The sequence below is a fragment of the Halomonas stenophila genome (assembly GCF_014192275.1).
GTDB lineage: Bacteria > Pseudomonadota > Gammaproteobacteria > Pseudomonadales > Halomonadaceae > Halomonas > Halomonas stenophila.
On record NZ_JACHXR010000002.1, the window covers coordinates 192,424 to 215,227 of the forward strand.

Below are 22,804 nucleotides of genomic sequence, written 5' to 3' on the forward strand. Positions count from 1 at the left end.
CGGAATCATCCGTCCGGCTTTTTGACGATGGTGCGACATGCCGCAAGAGAATTGTAAAGTCAAGCGAATTGAATTGGTCGCTTACTCCAGACCTCATGCTGAAAGGCTCACCGCAGCGGTCGATAAAAAGGCGGCCAAGGAAGAGGTGAATTACTATCTGAAGGTGACGGTCAGTGCTCTAGATCGGGAGTTTGTCAGTGCCATAGAGGGAGCGATGGGTCTTCGCCCCGACAAGCCGATGGTCGGTCGCTACTGGGATTATCTCGAGACCGTCGTCTCCAGGCTGATGGGCAGTCAACTCGATGCCGAGGCCTTGGCCAAGGGGCAACTGGCCAGACACCTTAAAGCCTGGGTTGAGCCCACACTGGAGCTGATCGACAACGCCAAGGCGCTTGAGTTGCGCCAGTGGGTCAAGGTCCAGCGTGCGGTTAACAGCATTCACATGGCGCTCAAGCAACTGTTTGCCGATCTCGCTCGACAGATTCAGCGGGAAGGTAATGGCGAACAGCCGGCGGAGGAGGTGACTTCAGCAAGCGAGGCGTTGTTCTTCCGCGCCGAGAGGGTGCTCTATCTTCCAGAGGCGGAAGCGCCGACCTATACCTACCAGCCGCGATTGAAGGATGTTCCACAGGAGCCCTCTCCACCGCTTCACCCCAATGCCTTCGATGATACGCCACTGATGCTGCCGCTTGGCACCATGGACGCCAAGAGCCACCTGATGGAGCGCGAGTGCCTGCGCCAAGGCTTCAATGTGCTGCGGACCGGCAAGGGAGTCTTCACCGCCGACAAGGGAGACCAGCGCTTCTACTTCAAGCTCAGCCGTTCGCCGCTGGTCTCGGTGGATGCCATCGCCTTGTGCACACACAAGGAAGCGACACGGGAGTTTCTGGCGCCTCTTGGGTTCCCGGTTCCTCGCGGCAGGATGTTTCCTTCCGGCGATCATGATAACGCCATGCGCTATGCCAACCTGATCGGCTATCCGGTCGTGGTGAAACCGGCTACCGGTGTTCGCGGCATCGGGGTGGTACCGAATATTCGCAGCGATGAGGAGCTGCAGAGCGCCTTCCATGTGCTGGAGTCCAGCAAGCTGGGACACGATGACTTCATCGTCGAGAAGCATATCTTCGGCGAGGATTATCGAATCATGGTGATCGGGGGCAAGGTGCGTGCCGCTACATTGCGGGCTCCTGCCTCGGTGACCGGCGACGGCAAACATACTATCGCCGAGCTGATCCTGATCAAGAACCGCTACCGGCAGAATATCCCTCATCTCAAGTCCCGGCCCATCGTCTACACGGAATCGACCCAGTATCAACTCGACAAGCTGGGGTATACGCTGCATTCCGTTCCCCCCTTGGGCAAGCGGATCAACCTTTCCGGTTCCTGCAACCTCTCTCAAGGCGGCGACAGCGTCAACGTTCACCACGAGATGCACCCGAGTATCATCAAGGTGGCGGAGGATGCGGTAAAGGCCGTTCCCGGCCTGGATTACTGCGGCATCGACTTTCTGATCGAAGATCACCGCAAGCCGGTGGGAGAGACCGACATCGGCATCTGCGAGCTCAATGCACATGCCGCCATCGGGACCGCTTGCTACCCGATGTTCGGTGAGCCCGTGAACGTTCCGCGCCAGGCCATCGAGGCGATCCTGCACAACCAGGGCATGCCATTGACGCCGCTGGACGACAGTCAGGTCTCGGTGAAGATGAGGGTGCGCGGGAGGGTCACGGGAGTGGGCTTTCGCAAGTGGGTGAGCCGCCATGCGCAGAAGGGGGGCCTGACGGGCTATGTGAAGAATCGTGACAAGCGCACGGTAGAGGCCGTCTTGCAGGGCTCACTGGTCGCCATTGCCTCACTCGCCACCGCCTGCATTCGCGGCCCTTCCGAGGCCTTGCCGACCTCGGTCAGGGTCATGCATGTCAAGGAGCCTCTGCACGATGGCTTCACCCTCATACGATAAAGGCGAGAGACCCATGGATGTCAGAATCGATAGCTTCCGGGCACTGCTGGATAGCCTGCCCAGCATCGCCAAGGAAGGGCTGCTGATTCATGCCCAACGCTTGCCGGCCAGCGCTCGCACTATGCTGCTGCCTCGTCAGCTCGCTTACTACTATGATCGTCACGCCGATGGGGAGTCCGTTGGTAAACCGGCAGGCTTCGTCTGTGGCGTCAGCGGCCGCAACCTGCTGCCGGCCGTGAACTTCTGCCAGGACATTCGTGCCTGGCGTGCCCGCCTGGAGCGCCACGGCATCAAGGTCGTCAAGGCGGCTTCCTTTTCTGGGCGCTCGCAGCGCGACCACCTGCGCTATGCCAAGAAGATCGGCTATCCGGTGGTCTTGAAGCCGGTGATTCGCAATACCCTGTACGAAGAGTTCATCACGGACATCTCCAACGAAAACGAACTGGAGTTCCTCTTTCGCAAGTCGCGTGAGCTCAAGAAGAACAAGGCCAGTGATCTCACGGCTTCCCCCTACGCCATGACGCGTCTCTCGGAAGACCACGTGGACGAACATGGTCGTCGCTTCCTGCCCCTCAGTGTGCGCTACCTGCTGGAGAAGCAGTTGGCGGGTCGACACCTGCGCCTGATCATGGCCGAAGGCCAGCTGGCGGCGGCCTTCCACAAGCCGCTACAGGACAAGGCCTGGCAACCGGCCGATAACCTGCATGAGAGCTACCGAGCCCTGGGAGAGAAGGTCGCCAAGGTCATGCAGGGCATGGCCTTCTTGCGCATCGACCTGGTCGTGGAGGATCCGGCCAGCGAAGCCAAGGAGGGTAACCACGCGGTCATTTCCCTATCAGAGCACCTCAAGTGCTACAAGCTCTATGACGAGCATCCGGCGGTGACGCAACGGCTGCTGGAGCTGGTGGCAGGTTGCTCGCCGGATATCTCCCTGGAAACCCCCTTGCAAATCGAGGCGGTGCTGGCCGGTATCAGCCGTGGCGAGCGTCTCGAAAGGGAACTGCGGCGCACCGCTCAGGCACTGGGGATGGAGCTGGCAATCGAGGAGCTGGATCAGGTGACGGGACGGGTGCGCTTCCATGCCTCGGGGCCGGCCTGGGCGGGTTCCGCCTTGACATGGGCTTATGCCAACGGCCTGGGGATCGAAGAGATCCCGACCAGCGTAGATGTCAAGGTGATACGTTCGGGCCGGGGGGGGTAAGATGGCAGTACTCAACGAGCATTTCGATTATGAAGACATCAGGGAATACCTGGATGGTCAGCTGAATAAGTTCAGTAGCCCGGTGCACTTGAGAATACAAAGTGAAAAATTAAGGAATCTCAATGCCTTCATGATCGCGGCGGAGTTTCAGCGACGAGGGCATTTCGTTGTATGGGAGAAGAAGTCAAGATTCGAGGTGATTGACCTGGAGCCTAGGCTCTCGTTTTCCTTTTCTCACCTGAGGGGCTATTCTCGTGGAGCGATAAGTCTATTACGAGACAAGGCTGTCTTCAAGAGAGCACTATCAGAAAGTGGAATCAGCGTCGCGACGGGTGTCGCAGTGCCCACGCATGACAAGGAAGGGGGCAGGCAATTCGTTGCCAAGAGTCAGACCGCCTGTGTCATCAAGCCAGCATGTGGGCATAAGGGTAAAGGGGTCACTGTTGGTGTCAAAAGTGACGACCAGTTCGATTATGCCTGGGACCTGGCGGTCAAGGAAAATCGAGACGAGAGCGATATTCTCATAGAAGATCAGTTCTCGGGAGGAGTTGAAGCTCGCTTCCTCGTGGTTGGTGGAAAATGCGTCAGTGTCTGTAGGCGGATTCCGCCAATCGTCGTTGGTGATGGCGTAAAGACCGTCGACGAACTGATCGAAGAAAAGAATGCGGAGAAGCGGAAAAGTCCGGGCCAGGTCATACGTCAGATCAAGCTCGACGAGCATCGGGTCGGGCTGATCAAGGCACAGGGCTTCTCCTTGGATGACGTGCCCGAGCGAGGGACCTATGTGCTCATCGACCACAAGGCAGGCGCCAGTACTGGTGCCGATACCCTGGAAATCAGCGATCTCGTTCATCCCGACTATCTCAGGATTGCCGAGCATGTCTCTCGGGTAGCAAAGAATATCCCTGTTCTTGGTGTGGATATTATATCAAAGAGCTTTTCAGGGGTGCCGACAAGAGAAAGCTATATCGTCCTGGAAGGCAATATAGCACCAGGATTGAGTGGCCATTGTTACCCTAGCTACGGTAATCCAAAAAACATAGTTTCACCGATTGTTGATCATGCCCTCTCTCTCTCCAGGTCGAAGAGTTTAAGAAGCCTTCCTGCTTGTAACTTGGTCGAGAGGCCTCTGAGCCAGGGGGCGTTCACCAGCTTTTCTGAAGCCTGTGAGGAATGGTTGGACGGCAGTGTGGATATGACAGATAAGTCAATGTCCTTCAAACTTGGCCATGATGTGAGGTGCAGTGAATTGGCAAAACGAGTCTATGAGCATAACCGGTCAGGTGAGTCGCTGGTATTCTTTGAAAAGCCTCCAGTGACGACCAAGGCGCTCACCGTCACCTTTTGTGGCGATACGAGTCTGGGGTATTACTATCTCGAGAAGTCAAAGAGAAAATATGCCGAGGCTTATGAGCGCTTACAGGACAACCCCATCTCATTCTTTGATGGGGTCAGGCCTCTTATCGACGGAAGCGATGAAGTCATCGTGAACCTCGAAACGGTGCTTAGTCATGCACCCGGCGCACCTATAGAAGGTAAGGAATATCCCGGCTGTGATGATCCAGATGTGACCATTGAGGTTCTCAAGGAGCTAGGGGTAACGGCCGTCACCTTGGCCAACAATCATACAATGGATTACGGGCCAGACAAGATGTTGGCCATGATCGAGAAGCTGAAAAGTCATGGCATTGCCGTTATTGGCGCCGGCAGGAATCTCGAGGAAGCACGTAAGCCCTATCATATACAGATGAATGCAGAAGACGGGGTGAAGAACCTCTACATATTCAATGGTATGCGCTCGACAAGGCGCTACATGGGATACGGTTTCTTTGCCAAGAAAGATAAGCCGGGCATTGCCAGCACGAGCTTCAAGGCAATGTCACGCGAAATCCAGAAAGTCAAGTCTGCAGACCCTGACGGTATCATTATCGTCTGTCCTCACTGGCAGGGCATCGATTACCAGGATACGAGCGAGAAGCATCGAGAGTGGTCCCGGGCCATCATCGATGCGGGTGCGGATCATGTGGTAGCGCATGGATCGCATAAAGCTGACGCTGTAGAGACGTATAGAGGCGGCAAGATTTTTCATTCAATCGGGAATTTTGTCTTCAATTCTCCCGGAAGATATAAGGCTAAGCAGGCGGAACCATATAGCTTTGTCGTGAGTCTTACTGTCGATGAGATGTTGCGGTCAAGCATTCGCTCAGAGAAGATATGTACAGACAATAAAAGAACGGGCTTCAAGACATACGTGGTCGACGAAGTTGATAGAAGCAACGAGGCGCCAGAAAAAGAAAAGTCATTCAGCGGGATGGACTATTGCCTGCAAAAAATGCGTAATGGCAATGCTCTTGTGGTCGTCGACGACAACTGGAGTAAAGGGAGGAGGGTTCATTCTGGTCAACACGGAAAGGATGATCATGAAATCATCGAGAAGGCAAAAAGAAGCAATGTCAGGGAGATTATTGCCAGTCGTGAGTTTGATGGGGAAGGAATACCAGTCAAGTATGTCGAAAACACATTGCAATATTTTCTAGACGCAGGAAAGTCGGCGAGAAGGAAGTTTAAAGGTAAGGTCCTGGCGGTTACCGGATCTGCTGGAAAAAGCAGTACGGTATTGATGCTGTCACATGTGCTGAGGTCTATGGGGTTTTCGGTGCTTAGCACCGATAGTAATCATAATACGATTTATGGCATTTCGGCGCTCTTGTCCAACCTTAATGATGATTATGATTTTTGTGTTGTTGAAGCAGCCTTGAGTGGGTTCTATAGGTATGAGAACCATGTTGGGAAACTCATCTCCCCGGATGTTTCTATCATCACATCCATCGACGTGAGTCAGCCTGAGCTCATAGAGTCTTCGGAGAAAACGGCATATTATAAGTCGAAGATATATGAGGGTTTAGGCAAGGAAGGCGGGGCGGTATATTGCAACAATACAAAACATTCCCAGCATTTGGCCTTCATGGCAAATGCCTTCAGCAATAACCCAGTGTCTTATGGTGATGATGACTCGACTGTTTCGCTAAAGCATTTTGATGTGAATGCCGGTGGCAGCGGGAAAGTTCTCTGCTCCATTGACGACGAGATCATCGAGTATACAATACCTACGCCAAGCCGAGCAATGGCCTATAATTCATTGGCTGTGTTGTCGGCATGCAAGGCTCTTGGCTTGAACTTGGCTGAAGCCGCGACAAGTCTCGCCTCATCACCAAAAGAGAAAAGGGTTCTTGATTTCTACTCCGGTGCGTTATTTGGCAAGAATATAGAGTTCGTTGATGACACCAAAAACGCAACGATCAATTCAGTCAAGGAAGTCCTGAAAGTTCTCTCAGCCAAGAAGGTGACCGGTAAAAAAATCTTTGTTCTTGGAAGACTTGTTCACTTGGGTGAGCATGAGAGAAATATTTATTCTGAGATCGCTGCACTGCTTGATGAATTTACACCCGACCTGGTAATAGGGCTTGGTGATGAAGTCAAACCAGCAATGGCGGGGCTGGACGGTTTGGTGTTTCATGGAATCCTTCAGGATACCGATGAGTTAATGGGTGAGCTTTCGACACTGGTGGAAGATGGGGATCTGGTTGCCATAAAGGGTTCCTCTCGTGGTACTGGAATTCGCAAGACTGCGGATAGAGTCATATCCGAGATAAGGTAGCTGACTTGAAGGGATCATGGGGGGCGGTCTCGGTGAGTCGACGATCTCGTCGAGTTCTTCCTGGCCGTAGCGACAGGTCTGTGCCCTTCGGCAGGTAGTGCCGCAAGAGACCATCGGCGTTCTCCTTGCCACCTCGTTGCCATGAGCCATGCGGGGCTGCGAAAGAGATCGCCTTGCCGGTTGCAGACATCATATTCCTTCCCATGAACCCGCTTGCCTCGGTGCTCTGCGCTTATCGGATATCGTGTACCTGAATCCCGAGCGAGCATCAGTGCCCCGGAGGCAGTAGGACTTTAGAGAACGAACCTGATTCGGGCGTCATCGATGTCGTCAGTCACTGTATTCTTGAAGAATAAGATGAGATCGATCTGAAGCAAGAGCAGACAGAGGTCTTCCGCCAGTTGTTCATGAGCGCCTTGAGCTATTGCATACGGATCCCGCAAGGGGTTCGAGCTTAGGATGCTTGATTCCTGGCAATCATTGCTCTGAGTAGCACATGATTCTTGATAGTGGAGCGTCAGGCCTCGCTGATGCTCGTGAAGGTTTTCTTCTCTCAACCCTATATAAAGGAACGTATTGGTGATTCATTCTAGCCGCTTGAAGAAATCAGAGTACTACGATTACAAGAGATTGGGAAAAATCATTTCTCAGGATCCTGTGCATGCCACGTTTTCCAACGTTGCCGCATCATTGGGAGTGTCATGCCTAAAGCTGTCTAAATCAGTTTCCATCCTTTCTCAGGACGATGAGTTCGTTATTTACCGGCTCAATGAGCCAGGAATCAATTCGATCGTTTCAGCCAAGTTGTGTCGCGACAAGAAGATCGCAAGCGATATTGTCAGAGATGCCGGCATCAATGCGCCTGAGTCGTATTCATTTCGCGGTAATAGGAAAGAGCGGGCCTGCAAGATTACCTCGGATTTTTTTCCATGTGTCGTGAAGCCTCACTCTAGCTACGGTGGGAAAGGAATCTCACTTGATATCGATGACTACGAAAAGCTGTCAGTTGCCTTTGACAGGGCGGCGCTGGAATCAGAAACGGTTATTATTGAAAGGCAGATAACTGGCGACGATTATAGGTTGTATGTCGTTGATGGCAGCGTTGTTGCGGTGAGTCAAAGGTTTGAGGCTCACGTTGTTGGTGATGGGAAGCACTCGGTGCGTGAGTTGGTAAATAAGAAGAATAAAGAAAGGAGAAAGAATCCCAGGCTGAGAAAGCTGCTTATAAAGATCGATGATAGAGCCGTCGATATCTTGAAGGCCCAAGGAGAAACTCTTGGCAATATTCCTGAGAAGGGGAAGGTTGTAAAGTTAAGAGATGTGAGGAATGTGAGTTCTGGAGGCGAAAATCTTGATGTCACGGATTTTGTTCATCCTGCCTTTTGTGATATTGCGGCGAAGATAAACTCTCTCTTTCCCGGGATCTATTCAAGCGGCATTGATCTGATTGCCGAAGATATAAGGAAGTCCCCCGAAGGCCAAGACTGGGGCTTCATTGAAATCAATATCAACGGTTCCATTGTTCATCACAATCTCGGAAACTTCGACTCCTCCAGGAATGTTGCCAAGTCAGCGATATCCGGGCTTTTCTATCCGTCTTATATAAACGATAAAAAAAGCATCACCTTGAGTCTTGAGTATAGCAAGAGTGATAAGGGCAAGATAGAGGAGTTGCTGGTAAGGGAAACTGCACTACGCGAAGTGGCGGGGGAGGTAGATTTTGGTGAGGAAAAGATCAAGGTAAGCCTTTCTGGAAGAAAGCAAGCAGTTGACGATATAGTAACGACATTGCAGTGGTTGTTGAAGAAAGAAGTTGATTTGCCGTTTTTAAACAATGGCACCAAGTCGTTACATGGGTCAAAGGGGTTTTATTCATACAGCGGCGCATGCGTTGCCCAGCCGATCTCCTATGGAGAGAGACGCTCTCTATTTAGTCGATCTTCTGCTTTGCACCAGCAGTTGATAGTGGACGCTGCCTTGGCGAGAGGGCTTGGTGTCTATCGCGATAATTCAAGATTCATTAGAGTCGAGGGCGGGGAGGAGACGGTCTGGTTCTATAATTCAATGCCAGAGATGACAACATACGGCGATCGTTACATCTCCAACAGCAAACATCTTACAAAGCTTTTCCTGTCGTCACTGGGCGTTAGTGTCCCGCAGGGAAAGGCATTCGGAAAGGAAAACATAGAAGACGCCTGGAGCTTTGCCAAGTCGATTGGGCTTCCTGTTGTCGTCAAGCACTCTGGAGGGAAGGGGGTAACAGCCAGCATCAAGGACGAGGATAGTTTCAGGTCTGCTTGGCATCATGATGTCAGCAATATAGTCGAGCGTCATGTTGAGGGTGAAAACTTTGGGCTGTTTGTTGTCAACGGCAGAATAATCTGTGCGGCTAGGCGAGCTCCTGCCTATGTTGTTGGTGATGGTGCCAGCTCGATAAGGGAGTTGGTGAGACAAAAGGATAGAAAGCGCAGAAGTAATCCTTATCTAGGGGCCAAGTCGTTTGTGGTCACCGATGAGATGGAAGTGTATCTCAAGTCGCATGGGTTGACTCCTGATACAGTAGTGGATGAGGGAAGGAAAGTCCGGGTCACCAGTGTCGCGAGCATCGGCAATGGTGGAGAGAGCCATGACGTGACAGATCGAGTCCACCCTTCGTGGAGTGATATCGTCAAGAAAGTGCATGGGGCGTTTGCCAGTTGCATTCACTTCGGGGTGAATTTGTTGGCTAAAGATATATCTTTGCCGCCCGAGGATCAGGAGTGGGCCATTTGTGGCGTCAACACTAATCCGGAAATTGCGATGCATCACTTCCCTGCCTCGGGTGAGCCAAGGGATGCTGCAGGGGTGCTTATTGATCATATTATGCAGCGATGCCTGATGCCCACGACGAAGCGGAAGAAAGAGGCTGTTTTTGTCAAGGTCTCCGGCGATGTTCAAGGGGTTGGATATCGGAAATACCTGGCCAGGGCTGCCTCGAGGTATGATGTGGAAGGTGGTATTGTAAACTTGGAAGATGGCTCTGTTTACTTTGAGTGCAGAGGCTATAGAAATGCCATTGACTATCTCTTGAGCTGTGCACGGATAGGGACACGAAAAGCCAGTGTGGACAAGGTTGAGGTATTAGAGAAGAGTCAAGAGACTCAAGGATTCGACATGAGTTTCTAATAATATCCACGGCAACGAAAGGAATGCCATTCTATAGAAGCATCGGTGCTCTATTTTTTGGCATCTAATATGGATAAGTCTGATATATCAAACGTGCATGTTTGCTTGATGCTTTAACTTGTAAATTTTCAGGAGAGACTTATGGATGATTTTGTTAGCTGGCCGCAACCCTTTTCAGCAACTGCCGTGAAAGATGCTTATGGTAAACCCTTGTGTGGTTACTGTATATCTCTGGAGGCCTGGAGAAGAGGGTTGGCTGTTAAGGTGAAGCATGCCGACTATAATAAATATACCATATCCAGCAAAGATAAGACGCTGACGTTTAACAAGTCTCTCCTGGTAAAGGATAGAAATCGCATACGAAAGTTGTCCAAGGATAAGCATAGGGTCAAGGAGCTTTTATCCCAATACGGGGTCAATGTGCCCCGGGGGGAGGTGTTTGGTCCTGATGCCATCCTGGATGATGCACTTTCGTATGCGAAGAGCATTGGATACCCTGTTGTGGTAAAGCCCTTGGTAGGTAGCCTGGGAGATGGGGTTTTTACGAACATTGCAACGGATGAAGAGCTTGTAACTTATTATAAATACCTGAAGGAAGAGGCGAACGAATCTTCTGTAATCGTCGAAAAACATTTTTCCGGCAATGACTACAGGGCGTTTGTCATTGGTGACGAGGCCGTCGCTATCGTTAAAAGGATTCCTGCTAATGTCAAGGGGGATGGGAAGAGCACGATAGATCAACTCATCAGCAAGAAGAACGCCTTCAAGAAACTCAACCCCTTCCTGTCGAAAGGCCTCATCAAGAAAGATAGAGAAGTGCATGATTACATAAACAAGTCTGGCTACAGTCTTGACAGTGTTCTTCCAGAGGGCGAGGTGCTATTTCTCAGGGGGAAGGCAAATGCATCGGCAGGTGGGGATACCGTTGATTTTACCGATCGTATTCCTCAGAGAGTGAAAGATGCGGCGGTCCTGGCCGTGAAAGCCATAGACGGACTTGAACACTGTGGCGTCGATGTTTTATTTGATGAGGAGAGTGAGGAGTACTGCATTCTCGAGCTGAATACAAGAGCTCAGATCGGTGTTAATATGTATCCCGTGGAAGGGGAGGGCAGGAATGTTCCAGCACTTCTTGTGGATCACTATTTCCCCGAGTCGAAAGGAAAGAGCGCGAAATTCTCCACTCGCATAGCTTTCAATAATCAGAAGGTGAGGAATGCCTTGAGAGGAAGCGTCATCGACGAGGTGTCTATCAGCCCGTTCCCCAGGCTCAGCAGCATTCTCCGGAGACGATTTGTCTTTTCATGTTCCAGGGTTTCCCCTGCTACGGCATCCGACAGGGTCGCTCGACTGGCTAAACGCTATGGTATTTTAGGATTTGTAAGGTCGCCTTCCGAAGGAAAGATTGAAGTGGTAGCGGTTGGGGCAAGACAGAAGGTGATCGACTTTAAAAACAAGGCCGTGTCTCGGATGGCGCTCTCCATTGAAGAAGAAGCGAAGTGGCGTCGTACAGTAAAAAATTGCTTCGAGCGTCTCTGACAACATCAAGGGCGGGTAAATGTCACTCGGTCGCCTGTTGAGGATACTTCTTCGTCAGTTAATAAGGCCGATCATCCGGAAACTCCCCATACCTGTCGTGATTGCCTTGGCGGCGATGGTGTTGTTGCTTATGTTTGTCATCCGTTATTTACGATGAGTCTGATGTGAAACAGCTGCTATCCTTTGCTGCGACTGGTACGGCTGCCGGTCGTGTCGTCCCCGCGCCGTTGGTGGCGTTTCCGAGCTTCACCCGTGTCCTGGCGGAACCGGATTGTCTCTCCTGGATACGTGCCGCGCATCCTGCCCGCAAGGGCACGGCACCTCAGCCGCCATCGTTTCGCGCCGGCATGGATGCCTTGATGCGTCGCTATCAGCGTGAGGCGAAAATGCCGGGTATCCAGCCATTCAATCGGCTCGCCAATGATCGACGGTGGCTCGGGCAGCGCATGGATGAACTGGGCGTCGCCACTGCCCGTATCCTGCGTGACGACTTCCCCCTGCAGAACCTGCGAGAGGCACTGGAGGGCATCGATGAGTGTGTTATCAAGCCCAGGCAGGCGCATAGTTCGCGAGGCGTGATGTCGTTGCGCCGGGTGGGGGAAGTGACCTTTACCTGTCTACAGCAGCGTCGCGAGCTGCGCCTGGTCGAGATTCTCGACTATTTGTATCGGGACATGCGTGAGCACCAGTTCCCTAATCACTGGCAGCTCGAGGAGCTGCTGCTTCCGCCTTCCGGGCTATTGCGTCCGGTGGATGATTTCAAGTTCTATGCCTTCCGGGGGCGTGTCGGCCTGATCCTGCAGGTGGCCCGGGCGCCGGAAGGGCAACGCTATCGCTGGTACGATCGCGACTGGCAGCCGGTGCATACCGGCAAGTATGAAGAGGCCCTCGATCCTACCCTGTTGCCGCCGCGTGAACCGGGCGCCATGCTCGCCTTGGCGGAAAGGGTATCGGCCGTCTTGCCGACCCCCTTCTGTCGCATCGATCTCTACGAAGCGCGCCAGGGTGTCGTGCTGGGGGAACTGACCCCAGAGCCGGGAACCTACCATGCCTTCGGAGAAAGCGCCGATCTGTATATGGGCGCCATGTTCGAGGTGGCGCAACATCTCTAAGCCTTGCCGCAGGTAAGTGGTCAATGAATTTATGGATGAATGCTCGAGGCACCCTGATGAACAGGGTGCCTGAGTCGCATGACGAGATTTTCAAGTTGATGAAGACCCAGGCCCTGGGACCGCTGCTGATCGCCAGGGAGGCCGAGGGTGACGGTGCCGAGGTGAAGTGGCTATCACGCTATATGTTCGTGGCCCGGGTGGATGAGGTCGATATCCTGTTTCACGACAGCCGTTCGTTGGATACCACGGTGGCCGCCACCTTTGCGGGCCGTAAGGATCTGACGCGTTTGCTGCTCCAGCAGGCCGGTGTGCCCGTCGCACCGGGGGGAGTGGCCAAGAGTCTGAGCAAGGTCGAGGCCATGCAGAAGGCGATGGGCTCGCCACTGGTCATCAAGCCGAAGACCGGCACCAAGGGGTATGGTATCTCGGTGGGGGTTCAGGAACCCGGAGAGCTCAGGCGGGCATTTCGCCGCGCCAACAAGTCGGATAACGGGGTGTTGGTCGAACGTCAGATGCCCGGCATCGAGTACCGCGTGCTGGTGGTCGGAGGCGCCGTGGTGGGTGCGTTGGGCAAGGAGGCGGCCCACGTGGTGGGCGATGGCCGCTCCAGCATCGCCGAACTGATCGACGCCAAGAACATCGAGCGGGCCAAGAACCCTCACCTCTCCACTCGCTTGATCAAGGTGCGTAAGCACATTCGCACCAACCTCGAACGACAGCAGCTCAACGTCGAGAGTGTGCTAGCGGAGGGAAGGAAGGTGTACCTCCGTCATGAGGCCAACTTCTCCGCTGGGGGCGAGACCCTGGACGTGACCGACGATCTGCCCGAGTCCATCAAGGCGATCACCGTGGCGGCGGTGGCGGCGATTCCTGGCCTGGAGCTGGCTGGGGTGGATATCATGCTTGACCCCGACGCAGACGACGCGGCGAAGGCGGCCTGCGTTCTCGAGATCAACACCAATCCCGGCATCGGCGGCCATCATTTTCCTGCCGTCGGGCAGCCGCGTAATGTGGCCCGTGCCATCTGGCGGCACACCCGGGCGATGATGACGGCGCGCCTGGCTTGGCGGGAAGGACTCATGAATTGATGAAGATCATCCCGGGCGGCATGCTGAAGCGTTGGGTCGGGCATGTCCGCCGTTTCTTGCCGCTCTGGCCCAGTCACGGCGAGCGTGGGCAACTGAGGCTGATACGTCAGCATGGCATGTTCCAGCCGCATTTCTACCTGGCACAGCTCCCTGCCTGGCGCCGCCTGCTGGCCTGGCGTCCGGCACTGCATTTCCTGCGCAGTGGCTGGCGCCTCGGGTATGCACCGGATCCGCGGTTCGCGACCGAGTGGTATCTGGACCGCTATGACGATGTGCGCCAGACCAGGAGCAATCCCCTGGTACATTTCCTGCGCCACGGCGTGCATGAGGGGCGCCGGCCCTCCCCCGAAGGGGTGCTCAGCGATTTGCCCTTCCTGCGGGGAACCGCGCTCTGGTACCACCGTCAGTTATGGCAGGGACATGCCCATGCCGCCTTGCCGCGGTTACGGGCCCTGGCAGAGGCCGGCGATGGCAAGGCGTACTGGTACCTGGCTGGCTGGGCGTACGGTCATGGCCGCTATCGGCAGGCACTGGGCCTCCTTGGGCATGGCCGTGCCTTGGCCGCAAGCCCCTTCGCACCCTATGTGGCTCAGGCTAGGGTCAAGTGTCTGTCGCGGCTGGGAGATGAGGAGGGCGTGCTGGCCGAGATGACGGCCGGCCATCTGGGAGACGATCCACTGACCGAGGCGCTGGTGGAGGCGAGCCTGGTGTCTCGGCCGGCGGTGCGGCGCCTGGAGGCGTTGAATCGGCTGTATCAACGTCACAAGCTGGCAAGGCTGCGGATACGTCGGGGAGCGGCCTTCGAGTTGGCGAGTCTGGAGACGCGGCGGGTCGCCGCCAAGCCGCGTCGTGAAATGCCCTTGGTATCGGTGGTGGTGCCTGCCTTCAATGCCGAGGCCACCTTGAACATGGCGCTGGACAGCCTGCTGGCCCAGAGCTGGCCACACCTCGAGATCATTGTCGTCGATGATGCCAGTGGCGATGGCACGGCCGAACTGGTGGCGCAGCGGGCTCGCTATGAGCCGCGGCTGAGCCTGCTGCGGCACGAGCGCAACTGCGGTGCCTACGCGGCACGCAACACCGGCATGCGCGCCGCCCGTGGGCCCTATGTCACGGTGCATGACAGCGACGACTGGTCCCATCCGCAGAAGATCGAGCGGCAGGTCACCGAGTTGATGAATAGCCGTGAGGCCAAGGGGGCGGTGTCGTTCTGGGTGCGAGCCGATTCGCAGCTGCGCATCGTCGGCCCCTGGCACCTGTGTGGCGATTGGCTGGAGATCAATCCCTCGTCACTGATGGTATCGCGTGAGGTGCTGGACGAGTTGGGGCTGTGGGATCCGGTTCGCGTGGCCGCCGACAACGAGTTCGTCGACCGCCTGATGTGCCGTTACGGCAAGCAGGCGCTGCTGCGGGTATGTCCGCAGCTGCCCTTGGCGTTCTCCCTGGTGCAGCCCGATTCCTTGACACAGCACTCGGCCACGCACGTGCGTACGGTGCAGCATGGCGTGCGTCAGCTCTACCATCAGGCGGCTCGCTGGTGGCATGGACGCCAGGTGGTGCCGACGCTGGATGTAGAGCATCGTCGCCGGGCCTTTCCTGCGCCTCTGGGAAACCTGCCCCAGGCATCCAGTGCCTTCGATGTCGCCGTGCTGGCCGACCTCTCGCCACGTAACCCCGCATTGTTCCCTCTGCTGGAGCGGGTGCTCAGGCTCCGTCAGGCCGGGCAGACGGTGGTGCTCTGCCCTTGGACGAGGCCCGATGACTTCGCCACGCGACAGGTGGCCGGCGAGGTCTGGGAACTCTGCCATGAGGAAGACCTGGCGATCGCCCATGCCGACGTCGCCCTCACTTCCCGGCGACTGCTGGTGCAGTCGCTCGGTGAGCCGGAGAGCTGGCCGGACCGCGTGCCACAATTGCGGGTCGAGGGTCAGATGAGCCGGCTGGACGAGCAGGCGCTGCCGAAAGGGCTGGCCGATGTCTTGCGCCACTATCTGACTCAGGGAGGGCGAGAGGTAGAGGCATCCCATGATGACGAGGCTTGAGCGGTGGCGGAAAGGGTGGCGTCGGCATGGCTGGCGCCACCCTTTGTTGTTTTGGGCGGCGCGTCATCTACTGGATCCGGCGTGGTATCTGGCGCGCTATCCGGACGTCGCCGAGGCGGGCCTGAATCCGCTGCACCACTTCCTCGCCTTCGGGCTGGGGGAGGGGCGTGAGCCCTCGCCCCGACTCAGCTTGAGTGGCTATGCCTGGCGTTACGGGCGCGGTCGGTGGGCGCCCGAGCAGGCCTTGCTGCATTACTGGGCCTGGGGGCGTTGGCGCGGGGCCGAGCCGTTGCCCCTGGCCCACGGGAGCCATGCCCGCAGCCAAGGGCGTCCGCGTCTGGTGGTGTGCGCGCATAGCCTGGGGCCACGCCTGTTCGGCGCCGAGCGCAGCCTGCTGGATGTGGTGCGTGGCCTGGAGGCGTTGGGGTGCGAGGTGGTGGTCAGCGTGCCCAATGCCAGCCATCCGGCCTACCTGGCCACGCTGCTGGCGCACTGCCACGCCGTCAAGGTGCTGCCTTATACCTGGTGGCAGGCCCAGCGGCCGGCGTGTGAGGCCAGCGTCGAGGCCTTCGTCCAGCTGCTGCGCGAGTGTCGCGCCGATGGGGTCTATCTCAATACCCTGACCCTGGACGCGCCGGCGCTGGCAGCCCGGACCCTGGGGCTGAAGGTCATCACCCATGTGCGCGAACTGCCGGATCACGATCCGGCGTTGTGCCAGGCACTTGGCGCCGACCCCGTGGCGGTAGTGGCGCGTGTCGTGGCGGACAGCGACCTGATCGTCGCCAACTCCTGTCATACCGCCCAGGCCTTCGCGAGGCATGCGAGCCAGGTGCGGGTGGTCCCCAACACCCTGGAGATGAGCGATTGGCTGGCGCTGCCGCCTCCCGCCGTGCCCGGCGATCGGCCCCTGCGGGTCGGCATGCTCGGCAGCCTGGTGGCCAAGAAGGGGGTGGCAGATTTCGCGGCCATGGCCGACGCTCTGGCGACCCGTGGCGTGCCGGCGGAGTGCGTGCTGTTCGGCGAGGCCACCTCGGAACTGGAGGCGCTGCTGGCGCGACGGGCCCCAGGCGAGGGGCCGGGCAATCTGGTCCATCGGGGCTACGTGGATGACCCTCGCGAGGCCTTGGCCGAGCTGGATGTGGTGGTGAGCCTGTCACACTTCCAGGAGTCCTTCGGGCGTACCGTGCTGGAAGCCATGGCCGCGGCGCGTCCGGTGGTGGCCTATGCCTGGGGCGCCCTGCCGGAACTGGTGGAAGAGGGACGCACGGGGTTTCTGGTACCCTTCGGCGACCCGACGACGGTCGCGAGCCGAATTGCCGCGTTGGCTGCCCGGCCCGAGCGCCTGGTCGCCATGGGCGCCGCCGGGCGCGAGCGTGCCCTGGCACATTTCGATCGGCCGGCGTTTGCCGGGGCGCTCGGCGAGGCCATCGAGACGGTGTTTCCAGTCATGACAACGAAGCGATCAACGCAGTGAGCAATGATTTACCCAAGCTGGGCGTGGCGGCTATCGTCAAGAACGAACTGGCCGATCTCCGGGAGTGGCTCGCCTTCCACCTGGCGGTGGGGGTGTCGCACTTCCTGATCGCCGACAACGAGAGCAGCGACGGGACTCGCGAGTACTTGCAACTGCTCGAGTCCCTGGGGTTGGTGACCCTGGTCGAGGTGCCGACGGTGGGCGAGGAGAAGCCCCAACTGCCGGCCTACCGGGAGCTGTTGGCACGCTGCCCCGCCGATCTGGAACTGCTGGCCTTCATCGATGCCGACGAATACCTGCTGCCACTGGCCAGCAAGGAGGCGGCGCCTTCCCTGCTGCCGTGGCTGGCGGGGGTCTTTGCCGATGAGGCCGTCGGCGCGCTGGCGCTCAACTGGGCCTGCTTCGGCTCCTCGGGAGCGCGCTTTCGCGAGGAGGGGCTGGTCATCGAACGCTTTCGGCAGCGCGCGCCGCGTACCTTCCGTACCAATCGCCACTACAAGAGCATCGTCCGGCCCGACTGCGTCGGGAAGTTCCTCAACCCCCACCATGTCGAACTGAGCCGCGGCCACTATGTGAATGGCCAGGGAGATCCCCTCGAGCCACTGGAGGAGCGGCCGGGCCTCAGCCGTCAGGTGGTGTGGGCCGGTGCCAGGGTCAATCACTACATCATCAAGTCGGTGGAGGAGTTCCTGCTGGGCAAGTCGGCGCGCGGCAGCGCGGCGACGCCGGGGTATCACAAGGGACCTGAGTACTTCCAGCGTTTCGACCGCAACGACAAGACCTGTCGTCTGGCCGAGCGCCTGGCGCCCGAGGTGCACCGCCAGTTGCTGGCATTACCGGTCGTGCAGTCCGTGGCGGAGCGCTCGAGGCGTCGTCCCGGGATGTGGCGTTCGCTGAGACGACTGCTGCCGGGGGAAGGGACGGCGCCGGCCACTTCGCCGCCGGCACCGGTGTCCGAGTGGTCACTGCAGACGCCGACGGCGGAGTGGGTCGTTCGCAGCCAGCGGGGGCTGCTCTTCCAGGGGCGAGTGGTGCTGGCTACGGGGCATGGCGCGGAGGAAGTGGCGCTGCGGGTCGCCTGGGAGGAGGAGAGCGACCTGGTCCATTCCCTGGCGCTCGAGCGCCGGCCGGATGGGCGAGAGGGCGCCGTCTTCCGCCTGGAGGTACCGCGCGCGGCGGGCACCTTCGCCCTGCGGTTGTCGCTGGATGAGCGGCTCATCGAGCTCGGGCGGTTGAGCGTTGCGGCGGCCGAGTCCCCGAGTCCGGAGCGAGGCGCCGTGCTGGTCGGCAGGCAGGGATGGCTGTTCCTGGATCAGGATACCAACGCCAGCGTGCACCAGCACTGCGGCCAGCTGCAGCTGAATGCCACGGGCCTCCGGCGTTGGTCGGTCTTCGCGGAGGCGTTCAAGCGCCTCGCCGCGACCCATGGCGCCGACTGTGCCCTGCTGGTGGCGCCCAGCAAGGAGCGCGTGATGCAGCAGTATCATCCGCTGCCGGCCGCCGAGGCGATCCCGGTGGATCAGGTGGCGGCGGCGTTGCCGACGTCCCTGCTGGTCTATCCGCTGGAAGCGCTGCGTGCCCTCGGTGATGCGGCCTACTACGTGACGGATACCCATTGGACGCACCGGGGCGCCCTGGCGGCCACCCTGGCGACGCTACGCGCGCTGGGGCGGGAGTGCGAGGCGGTCGACGCCTTGTTCGCCGCCGACGAATATGCGCCTGTCCAGATCAAGGGCGACCTGGGCGGCAAGCTGTCGCCGGCGAGAACGGCGACGGCCCAGCGCCAGACCTCCTTCCATCATGAGACCTGCAAGCGTTATGACAATGGACTGCCCAACATGGGCCGGATGATCGTATGGGAGAACCCCGACGCGCTGTATGGGCGGCAGCACTGCCTGCTGTTCGGCGCATCGTCGAGCCTCTCGATGTTCCAGTTCCTGGTGCGGCTATTCGGGCGCCTGACGTTCGTCCATTCGGCCGGCAGCGTGGATCTGGCGCTGGTCGAGGCGCTGGCGCCCGATGTGCTGCTGGCACAGACCAATGCGCGATTCATGGCCCGCGCCCCGACCCTGACGTTCTCCCTGGCCGATGTCATCGCCCACAAGGCGGAGGAGTCGCGGCAGCGTGAGGCGCCGATGGCGGCGGATCGGCGGACCACGGTGGTGTCGCCGGAGCTGGCGCGCCTGGGGCTGGTGACCTGGGACCGTGCCTTGCCGGCCGGGTGGTTCGCGTCATGACACAGCATCCGCATATCAGGGTTGCGTTGGGACTCGACGCCAGGCTGCGGCTCGAGCCCTGCCATCGGCTGCGCTGGCAGGCCGCGGAAGGCGAGTGGCAGGTCCTGTCGGAAGACGCCGAGTTCCACACCCGGCGGGGCTTGCGGTTGCCCGGCTGGTACATGATCGAGCTGACCGCCGAGCGCTCCATCACCACGGTGGCGTCGGGGCTGTGCTTCGAGGCCGGCCAGCGGAGCTTCTGCATCGATATGCCGCTGCGGGTGGGGAAGGTCACCAAGCGGCTGGTGTATGTGCCGCCGGGGGTCAGCCGGATCCGTTTCCGGCCGATGAACGCCGAAGGGCGCTTTCGGCTACGGCACTTCCGGATGGTATGGGTGACACCAGCGTTCGCACGCGACAGGTTGATCCGCCGGCTGATCAACACGCACGCCGCCTATCGGGATCTGACGACTCGCGAGGTCGATCAGCGGTTGCGGCTCGCGGCTCGCCGGCAAGGCGAACGCTGGCGTCGGGTGGCGCTGCGCGAATATGAAACCACCTTCGTCAGTCTCTGTTCGCGGCGCAACTATGGCCGCTGGGTTTCGCAACGGGAGCCACGACTCGACCCAGGGGAGATGCAGCGCGTCCTGGCGACGCTCCCACCCACCGCGACGCGGGTGCTGCTACCGGTGTCGACGGCGACCCCGCCGGCGGCGCTCCGGGCGACGCTGGCGAGCCTGCGTGAGCAGGCCGTCACGACATGGCGAGCGGTGGCCGTGGCATCGGACCCGGCGGGCCTGGGCGAGCGCCTGGCCGAACTGACGGCATGGGAGCCGCGGCTGAGCGTGGCATCGGCGGTCCAGCCGACGCCGGACGAGTGGGTGATCTGCATGGCGCCGGGCGATCGCCTGGCCGAGGGGGCGCTCTATCACCTGGTCACGGCGGTGCAGGCAAGCCCCGGGGTGGCGCTGGTCTACGGTGACGAGGATCGGCTGAATGACCGGGACGAGCGCTACGCCCCTTCCTTCAAGCCAGCCTGGAACCCCGACCTGCTGCTCTCCCAGCCCTACCTGGGACGGGCGGTCTTCCTCCGCGGGGACGTCTGGCGGGAAGGCGTGTCGGGGCTCGACCTCCCGGTCGACCGGGCGCCGGATGCCTGGAACCATGCGCTGGCCCTGCGCTTCATGGCGCAGCAGGGCGCGCGAGCGGCCGAGCGAAGTGTGCACATCGGGCGCATTCTCTATCACGCCGCGGGCACGCTTCCCGGTGTGCCGCGCGAGCATTGGGTGCCGGCGGTGGAGCACCACCTTCGGGGGGTGGGAGAGAGCGCCGAAGTGAGCCCGGGGCAGGTGCCGGGGAGCGTGCGCGTGCGTTGGCCGCTGCCCGAGCCTGGCCCCCTGGTCAGCCTGCTGGTACCGACCCGCGACGGGGTGGAGATCCTCCGGCCCTGTGTCGATGCGATCCTCGAGCGCACGGCGTATCGGCACTTCGAGTTGCTGATCCTGGACAACCAGAGTCGCTGTCCGGACACCCTGGCCTACATGGACGAGGTGGCGCGTCGCGATGCCAGGGTCCGGGTGCTGCGTTGGGATCACCCCTTCAATTATTCGGCCATCAACAACTTCGGTGCCGCCCAGGCCAAGGGCAGTGTCATCGGCCTGATCAACAACGATGTGGAGCCGATCGATGGGGAATGGCTGAGCGAGATGGTCCGCCAGGCGTGCCGGCCGGAGATCGGCTGCGTGGGCGCCAAGCTCTACTACCCCAATGGCACCATCCAGCATGCCGGGGTGATCCTCGGCCTGGGGGGCGTGGCCGGGCATGCGCACCGATTCTTCCAGCGCGATGAGCAAGGCTATGGCGGTCGGCTCAAGGTGGTGCAGAACCTGTCGGCCGTGACGGCGGCATGCCTGCTGTTGCGCAAGGAGACCTTCGAGGCGGTGGGCGGGCTCAACGAGGCCGACCTGGCCGTGGCCTACAACGATGTGGACCTCTGTCTGAAGGCCCGTGCCGCCGGCTACCGCAACCTCTGGACGCCGTATGCCGAGCTCTATCACCACGAGTCGATCTCCCGGGGCGCCGACGATACCCCGAAGAAGCGTGCCAGGGCACTGCGCGAGGCCGATTACATGCGCCGCACCTGGGGGAAGGCGTTGGACAACGACCCGGCCTACAACCCCAACCTGACCCTGGTGCATGAGGATTTCTCGTTGCGGTGAGCAGCCTTATCGGCGTTCACTTCGGCGAGCCAAGGAGGGGATGTAGGTGTTGAGTGCCATGACGAATCGCTGGGTCGTCCTGAGCGACGGGGCGCGACCGACCGAGGACATCTATTTTCTCGAATCGGCCGCCCCGTCGTTGCGTTCATCGGGGGGCGTGGTCTCGCGACTGGCAACGCGGCGCTGGCGAGTGCCCCTGGCGCTCAGTGCCGCGCTGGCCCTGCGCCGGCTGGCCGGTGCCAACCTGATCATCTGCCGGGCGCTGGCGCCTGCCTGGCTGCGACTGCTGGAGCGTCACCGCGAGGTCGTGGGGCGCATCTGCTACCTGGTGGATGACGACATCCCGGCGGCGATGGACGAGGCCACCCTGCCCGCGAGCTACCGGGCCAGGATGGCCCGGGTCGCGCGCCTGCAGCCGCGCCTGCTGGCACTCGCCGATGAGGTGGTGGTCTCGAGCGAGGCCTTGGCGGCTCGCTTCGCCGGGCGCCATCCCCGGGTGTCGGTGCTCACGCCGCCGCTGCTGGCGCCCTTGCCGGCACTCACCCACTTCGACCACCGCCCCGACGCCGCCGCCCCCTGGTGGGTGGGCTACCACGGCACCCGCGCTCACCTGCCCGACCTGTCACGGGTGGCGCCGGCGCTGGTGGACCTGCATGACGCCACCGACTCGGTGGGCTTCGAGGTCATGCTGGGGCAGCACACCCCCGCGGAACTCGGCGCCCTGGCCCGCTGCACCGCCCCTTCCCCTCTCCCCTGGTCGCGTTTCCGCGAGTATCAGCGACAGCGCCGGATCCATATCGGCCTGGCGCCGCTGCTGGATACGCCCTTCAACCGCGGCAAGTCGTTCATCAAGTTCCTGGATATTGCCGCCATGGGGGGCGTGGGCATCTACTCGCGCCGGCTTCCCTACACCGAGATCGTCGAGGACGGCGTCAATGGCCTGCTGGCCGATGATTCGCCGGAGGACTGGTATCGCTGCCTGACCCGGCTGCTCGACCACCCACAAGAGGCCGGCCGCATGGCCCAGGCGGCGGCCGACACCGCCCGACGGGTCGGGGAGGCAGGCGGCGCCGTGGAATTCTGGCGGGCACGTTGAGCCGACACTGGAGACGCTTCGGGCACCCGCAGAG

At 59.4% G+C, this 22,804-nt stretch carries 12 protein-coding genes and 1 pseudogene; 12 read left to right on the plus strand and 1 reads right to left on the minus strand.

What is annotated here, in order from left to right; translation table 11 throughout:
- Positions 1 to 37 precede the first annotated feature (37 nt).
- From FHR97_RS04950 to FHR97_RS04960, 3 genes are read left to right on the plus strand one after another with little or no spacing between them, the layout of a single operon-like run.
- Entirely contained in the window at positions 38 to 1,960 is a 1,923-nt protein-coding gene (locus FHR97_RS04950) for an acylphosphatase (protein WP_183382666.1), read from the plus strand.
- Positions 1,961 to 1,973: 13 nt separating this feature from the next.
- Positions 1,974 to 3,161 (plus strand): hypothetical protein, encoded by a 1,188-nt coding sequence (locus FHR97_RS04955; protein ID WP_183382667.1) that lies wholly within the window; start codon positions 1,974 to 1,976, stop codon positions 3,159 to 3,161.
- A 1-nt stretch (position 3,162) separates the two neighbouring features.
- On the plus strand, positions 3,163 to 6,819 hold the full coding sequence (locus tag FHR97_RS04960) for a CapA family protein (protein ID WP_183382668.1): 3,657 nt from the start codon (positions 3,163 to 3,165) through the stop codon (positions 6,817 to 6,819).
- Between the two features lie 42 nt (positions 6,820 to 6,861).
- Here the strand turns inward: FHR97_RS04960 and FHR97_RS20275 are convergent.
- Positions 6,862 to 7,000, minus strand: a pseudogene (locus FHR97_RS20275) (IS30 family transposase); the annotation flags it as partial.
- Between the two features lie 398 nt (positions 7,001 to 7,398).
- Between FHR97_RS20275 and FHR97_RS04965 the strand changes: the two are divergent.
- The 9 genes from FHR97_RS04965 (at position 7,399) to FHR97_RS05005 (ending at position 22,770) form a co-directional block, all read left to right on the plus strand.
- Positions 7,399 to 9,984, plus strand: coding sequence for an acylphosphatase (locus FHR97_RS04965; RefSeq protein ID WP_183382669.1), 2,586 nt, complete (start codon positions 7,399 to 7,401; stop codon positions 9,982 to 9,984).
- Positions 9,985 to 10,125: 141 nt separating this feature from the next.
- Entirely contained in the window at positions 10,126 to 11,523 is a 1,398-nt protein-coding gene (locus tag FHR97_RS04970) for an ATP-binding protein (RefSeq protein WP_183382670.1), read from the plus strand.
- Positions 11,524 to 11,687: 164 nt separating this feature from the next.
- The gene (locus FHR97_RS04975) at positions 11,688 to 12,635 is read left to right on the plus strand and encodes an ATP-grasp fold amidoligase family protein (protein ID WP_183382671.1); all 948 of its coding nucleotides are present in this window, start codon (positions 11,688 to 11,690) and stop codon (positions 12,633 to 12,635) included.
- 23 nt (positions 12,636 to 12,658) lie between these two features.
- Positions 12,659 to 13,723, plus strand: a complete 1,065-nt coding sequence (locus tag FHR97_RS04980) for an ATP-binding protein (protein ID WP_183382672.1) — start codon at positions 12,659 to 12,661, stop codon at positions 13,721 to 13,723.
- The gene (locus FHR97_RS04985) at positions 13,723 to 15,765 is read left to right on the plus strand and encodes a glycosyltransferase family 2 protein (protein ID WP_183382673.1); all 2,043 of its coding nucleotides are present in this window, start codon (positions 13,723 to 13,725) and stop codon (positions 15,763 to 15,765) included. The genes FHR97_RS04980 and FHR97_RS04985 overlap by 1 nt, the downstream gene beginning before the upstream one ends.
- Positions 15,766 to 15,808: 43 nt before the next feature.
- Positions 15,809 to 17,239, plus strand: a complete 1,431-nt coding sequence (locus FHR97_RS04990; protein ID WP_183382674.1) for a glycosyltransferase family 4 protein — start codon at positions 15,809 to 15,811, stop codon at positions 17,237 to 17,239.
- Positions 17,236 to 19,476, plus strand: coding sequence for a glycosyltransferase family 2 protein (locus FHR97_RS04995; RefSeq protein ID WP_183382675.1), 2,241 nt, complete (start codon positions 17,236 to 17,238; stop codon positions 19,474 to 19,476). The genes FHR97_RS04990 and FHR97_RS04995 overlap by 4 nt, the downstream gene beginning before the upstream one ends.
- Positions 19,473 to 21,674 (plus strand): glycosyltransferase family 2 protein, encoded by a 2,202-nt coding sequence (locus tag FHR97_RS05000; protein ID WP_183382676.1) that lies wholly within the window; start codon positions 19,473 to 19,475, stop codon positions 21,672 to 21,674. Before FHR97_RS04995 ends, FHR97_RS05000 begins: the two co-directional genes overlap by 4 nt.
- A 58-nt stretch (positions 21,675 to 21,732) precedes the next feature.
- The gene (locus tag FHR97_RS05005; RefSeq protein WP_183382677.1) at positions 21,733 to 22,770 is read left to right on the plus strand and encodes a glycosyltransferase family protein; all 1,038 of its coding nucleotides are present in this window, start codon (positions 21,733 to 21,735) and stop codon (positions 22,768 to 22,770) included.
- Positions 22,771 to 22,804: the final 34 nt, after the last annotated feature.

Bases quoted from the DNA above. Each gene is read 5' to 3' on its own strand.
- FHR97_RS04950 (WP_183382666.1), top strand. From the start codon at position 38: ATGCCGCAAGAGAATTGTAAAGTCAAGCGAATTGAATTGGTCGCTTAC.
- FHR97_RS04980 (WP_183382672.1), top strand. From the start codon at position 12,659: ATGAATTTATGGATGAATGCTCGAGGCACCCTGATGAACAGGGTGCCT.
- FHR97_RS04960 (WP_183382668.1), top strand. From the start codon at position 3,163: ATGGCAGTACTCAACGAGCATTTCGATTATGAAGACATCAGGGAATAC.
- FHR97_RS04970 (WP_183382670.1), top strand. From the start codon at position 10,126: ATGGATGATTTTGTTAGCTGGCCGCAACCCTTTTCAGCAACTGCCGTG.
- FHR97_RS04985 (WP_183382673.1), top strand. From the start codon at position 13,723: ATGAAGATCATCCCGGGCGGCATGCTGAAGCGTTGGGTCGGGCATGTC.
- FHR97_RS05000 (WP_183382676.1), top strand. From the start codon at position 19,473: ATGACACAGCATCCGCATATCAGGGTTGCGTTGGGACTCGACGCCAGG.
- FHR97_RS05005 (WP_183382677.1), top strand. From the start codon at position 21,733: ATGACGAATCGCTGGGTCGTCCTGAGCGACGGGGCGCGACCGACCGAG.
- FHR97_RS04955 (WP_183382667.1), top strand. From the start codon at position 1,974: ATGGATGTCAGAATCGATAGCTTCCGGGCACTGCTGGATAGCCTGCCC.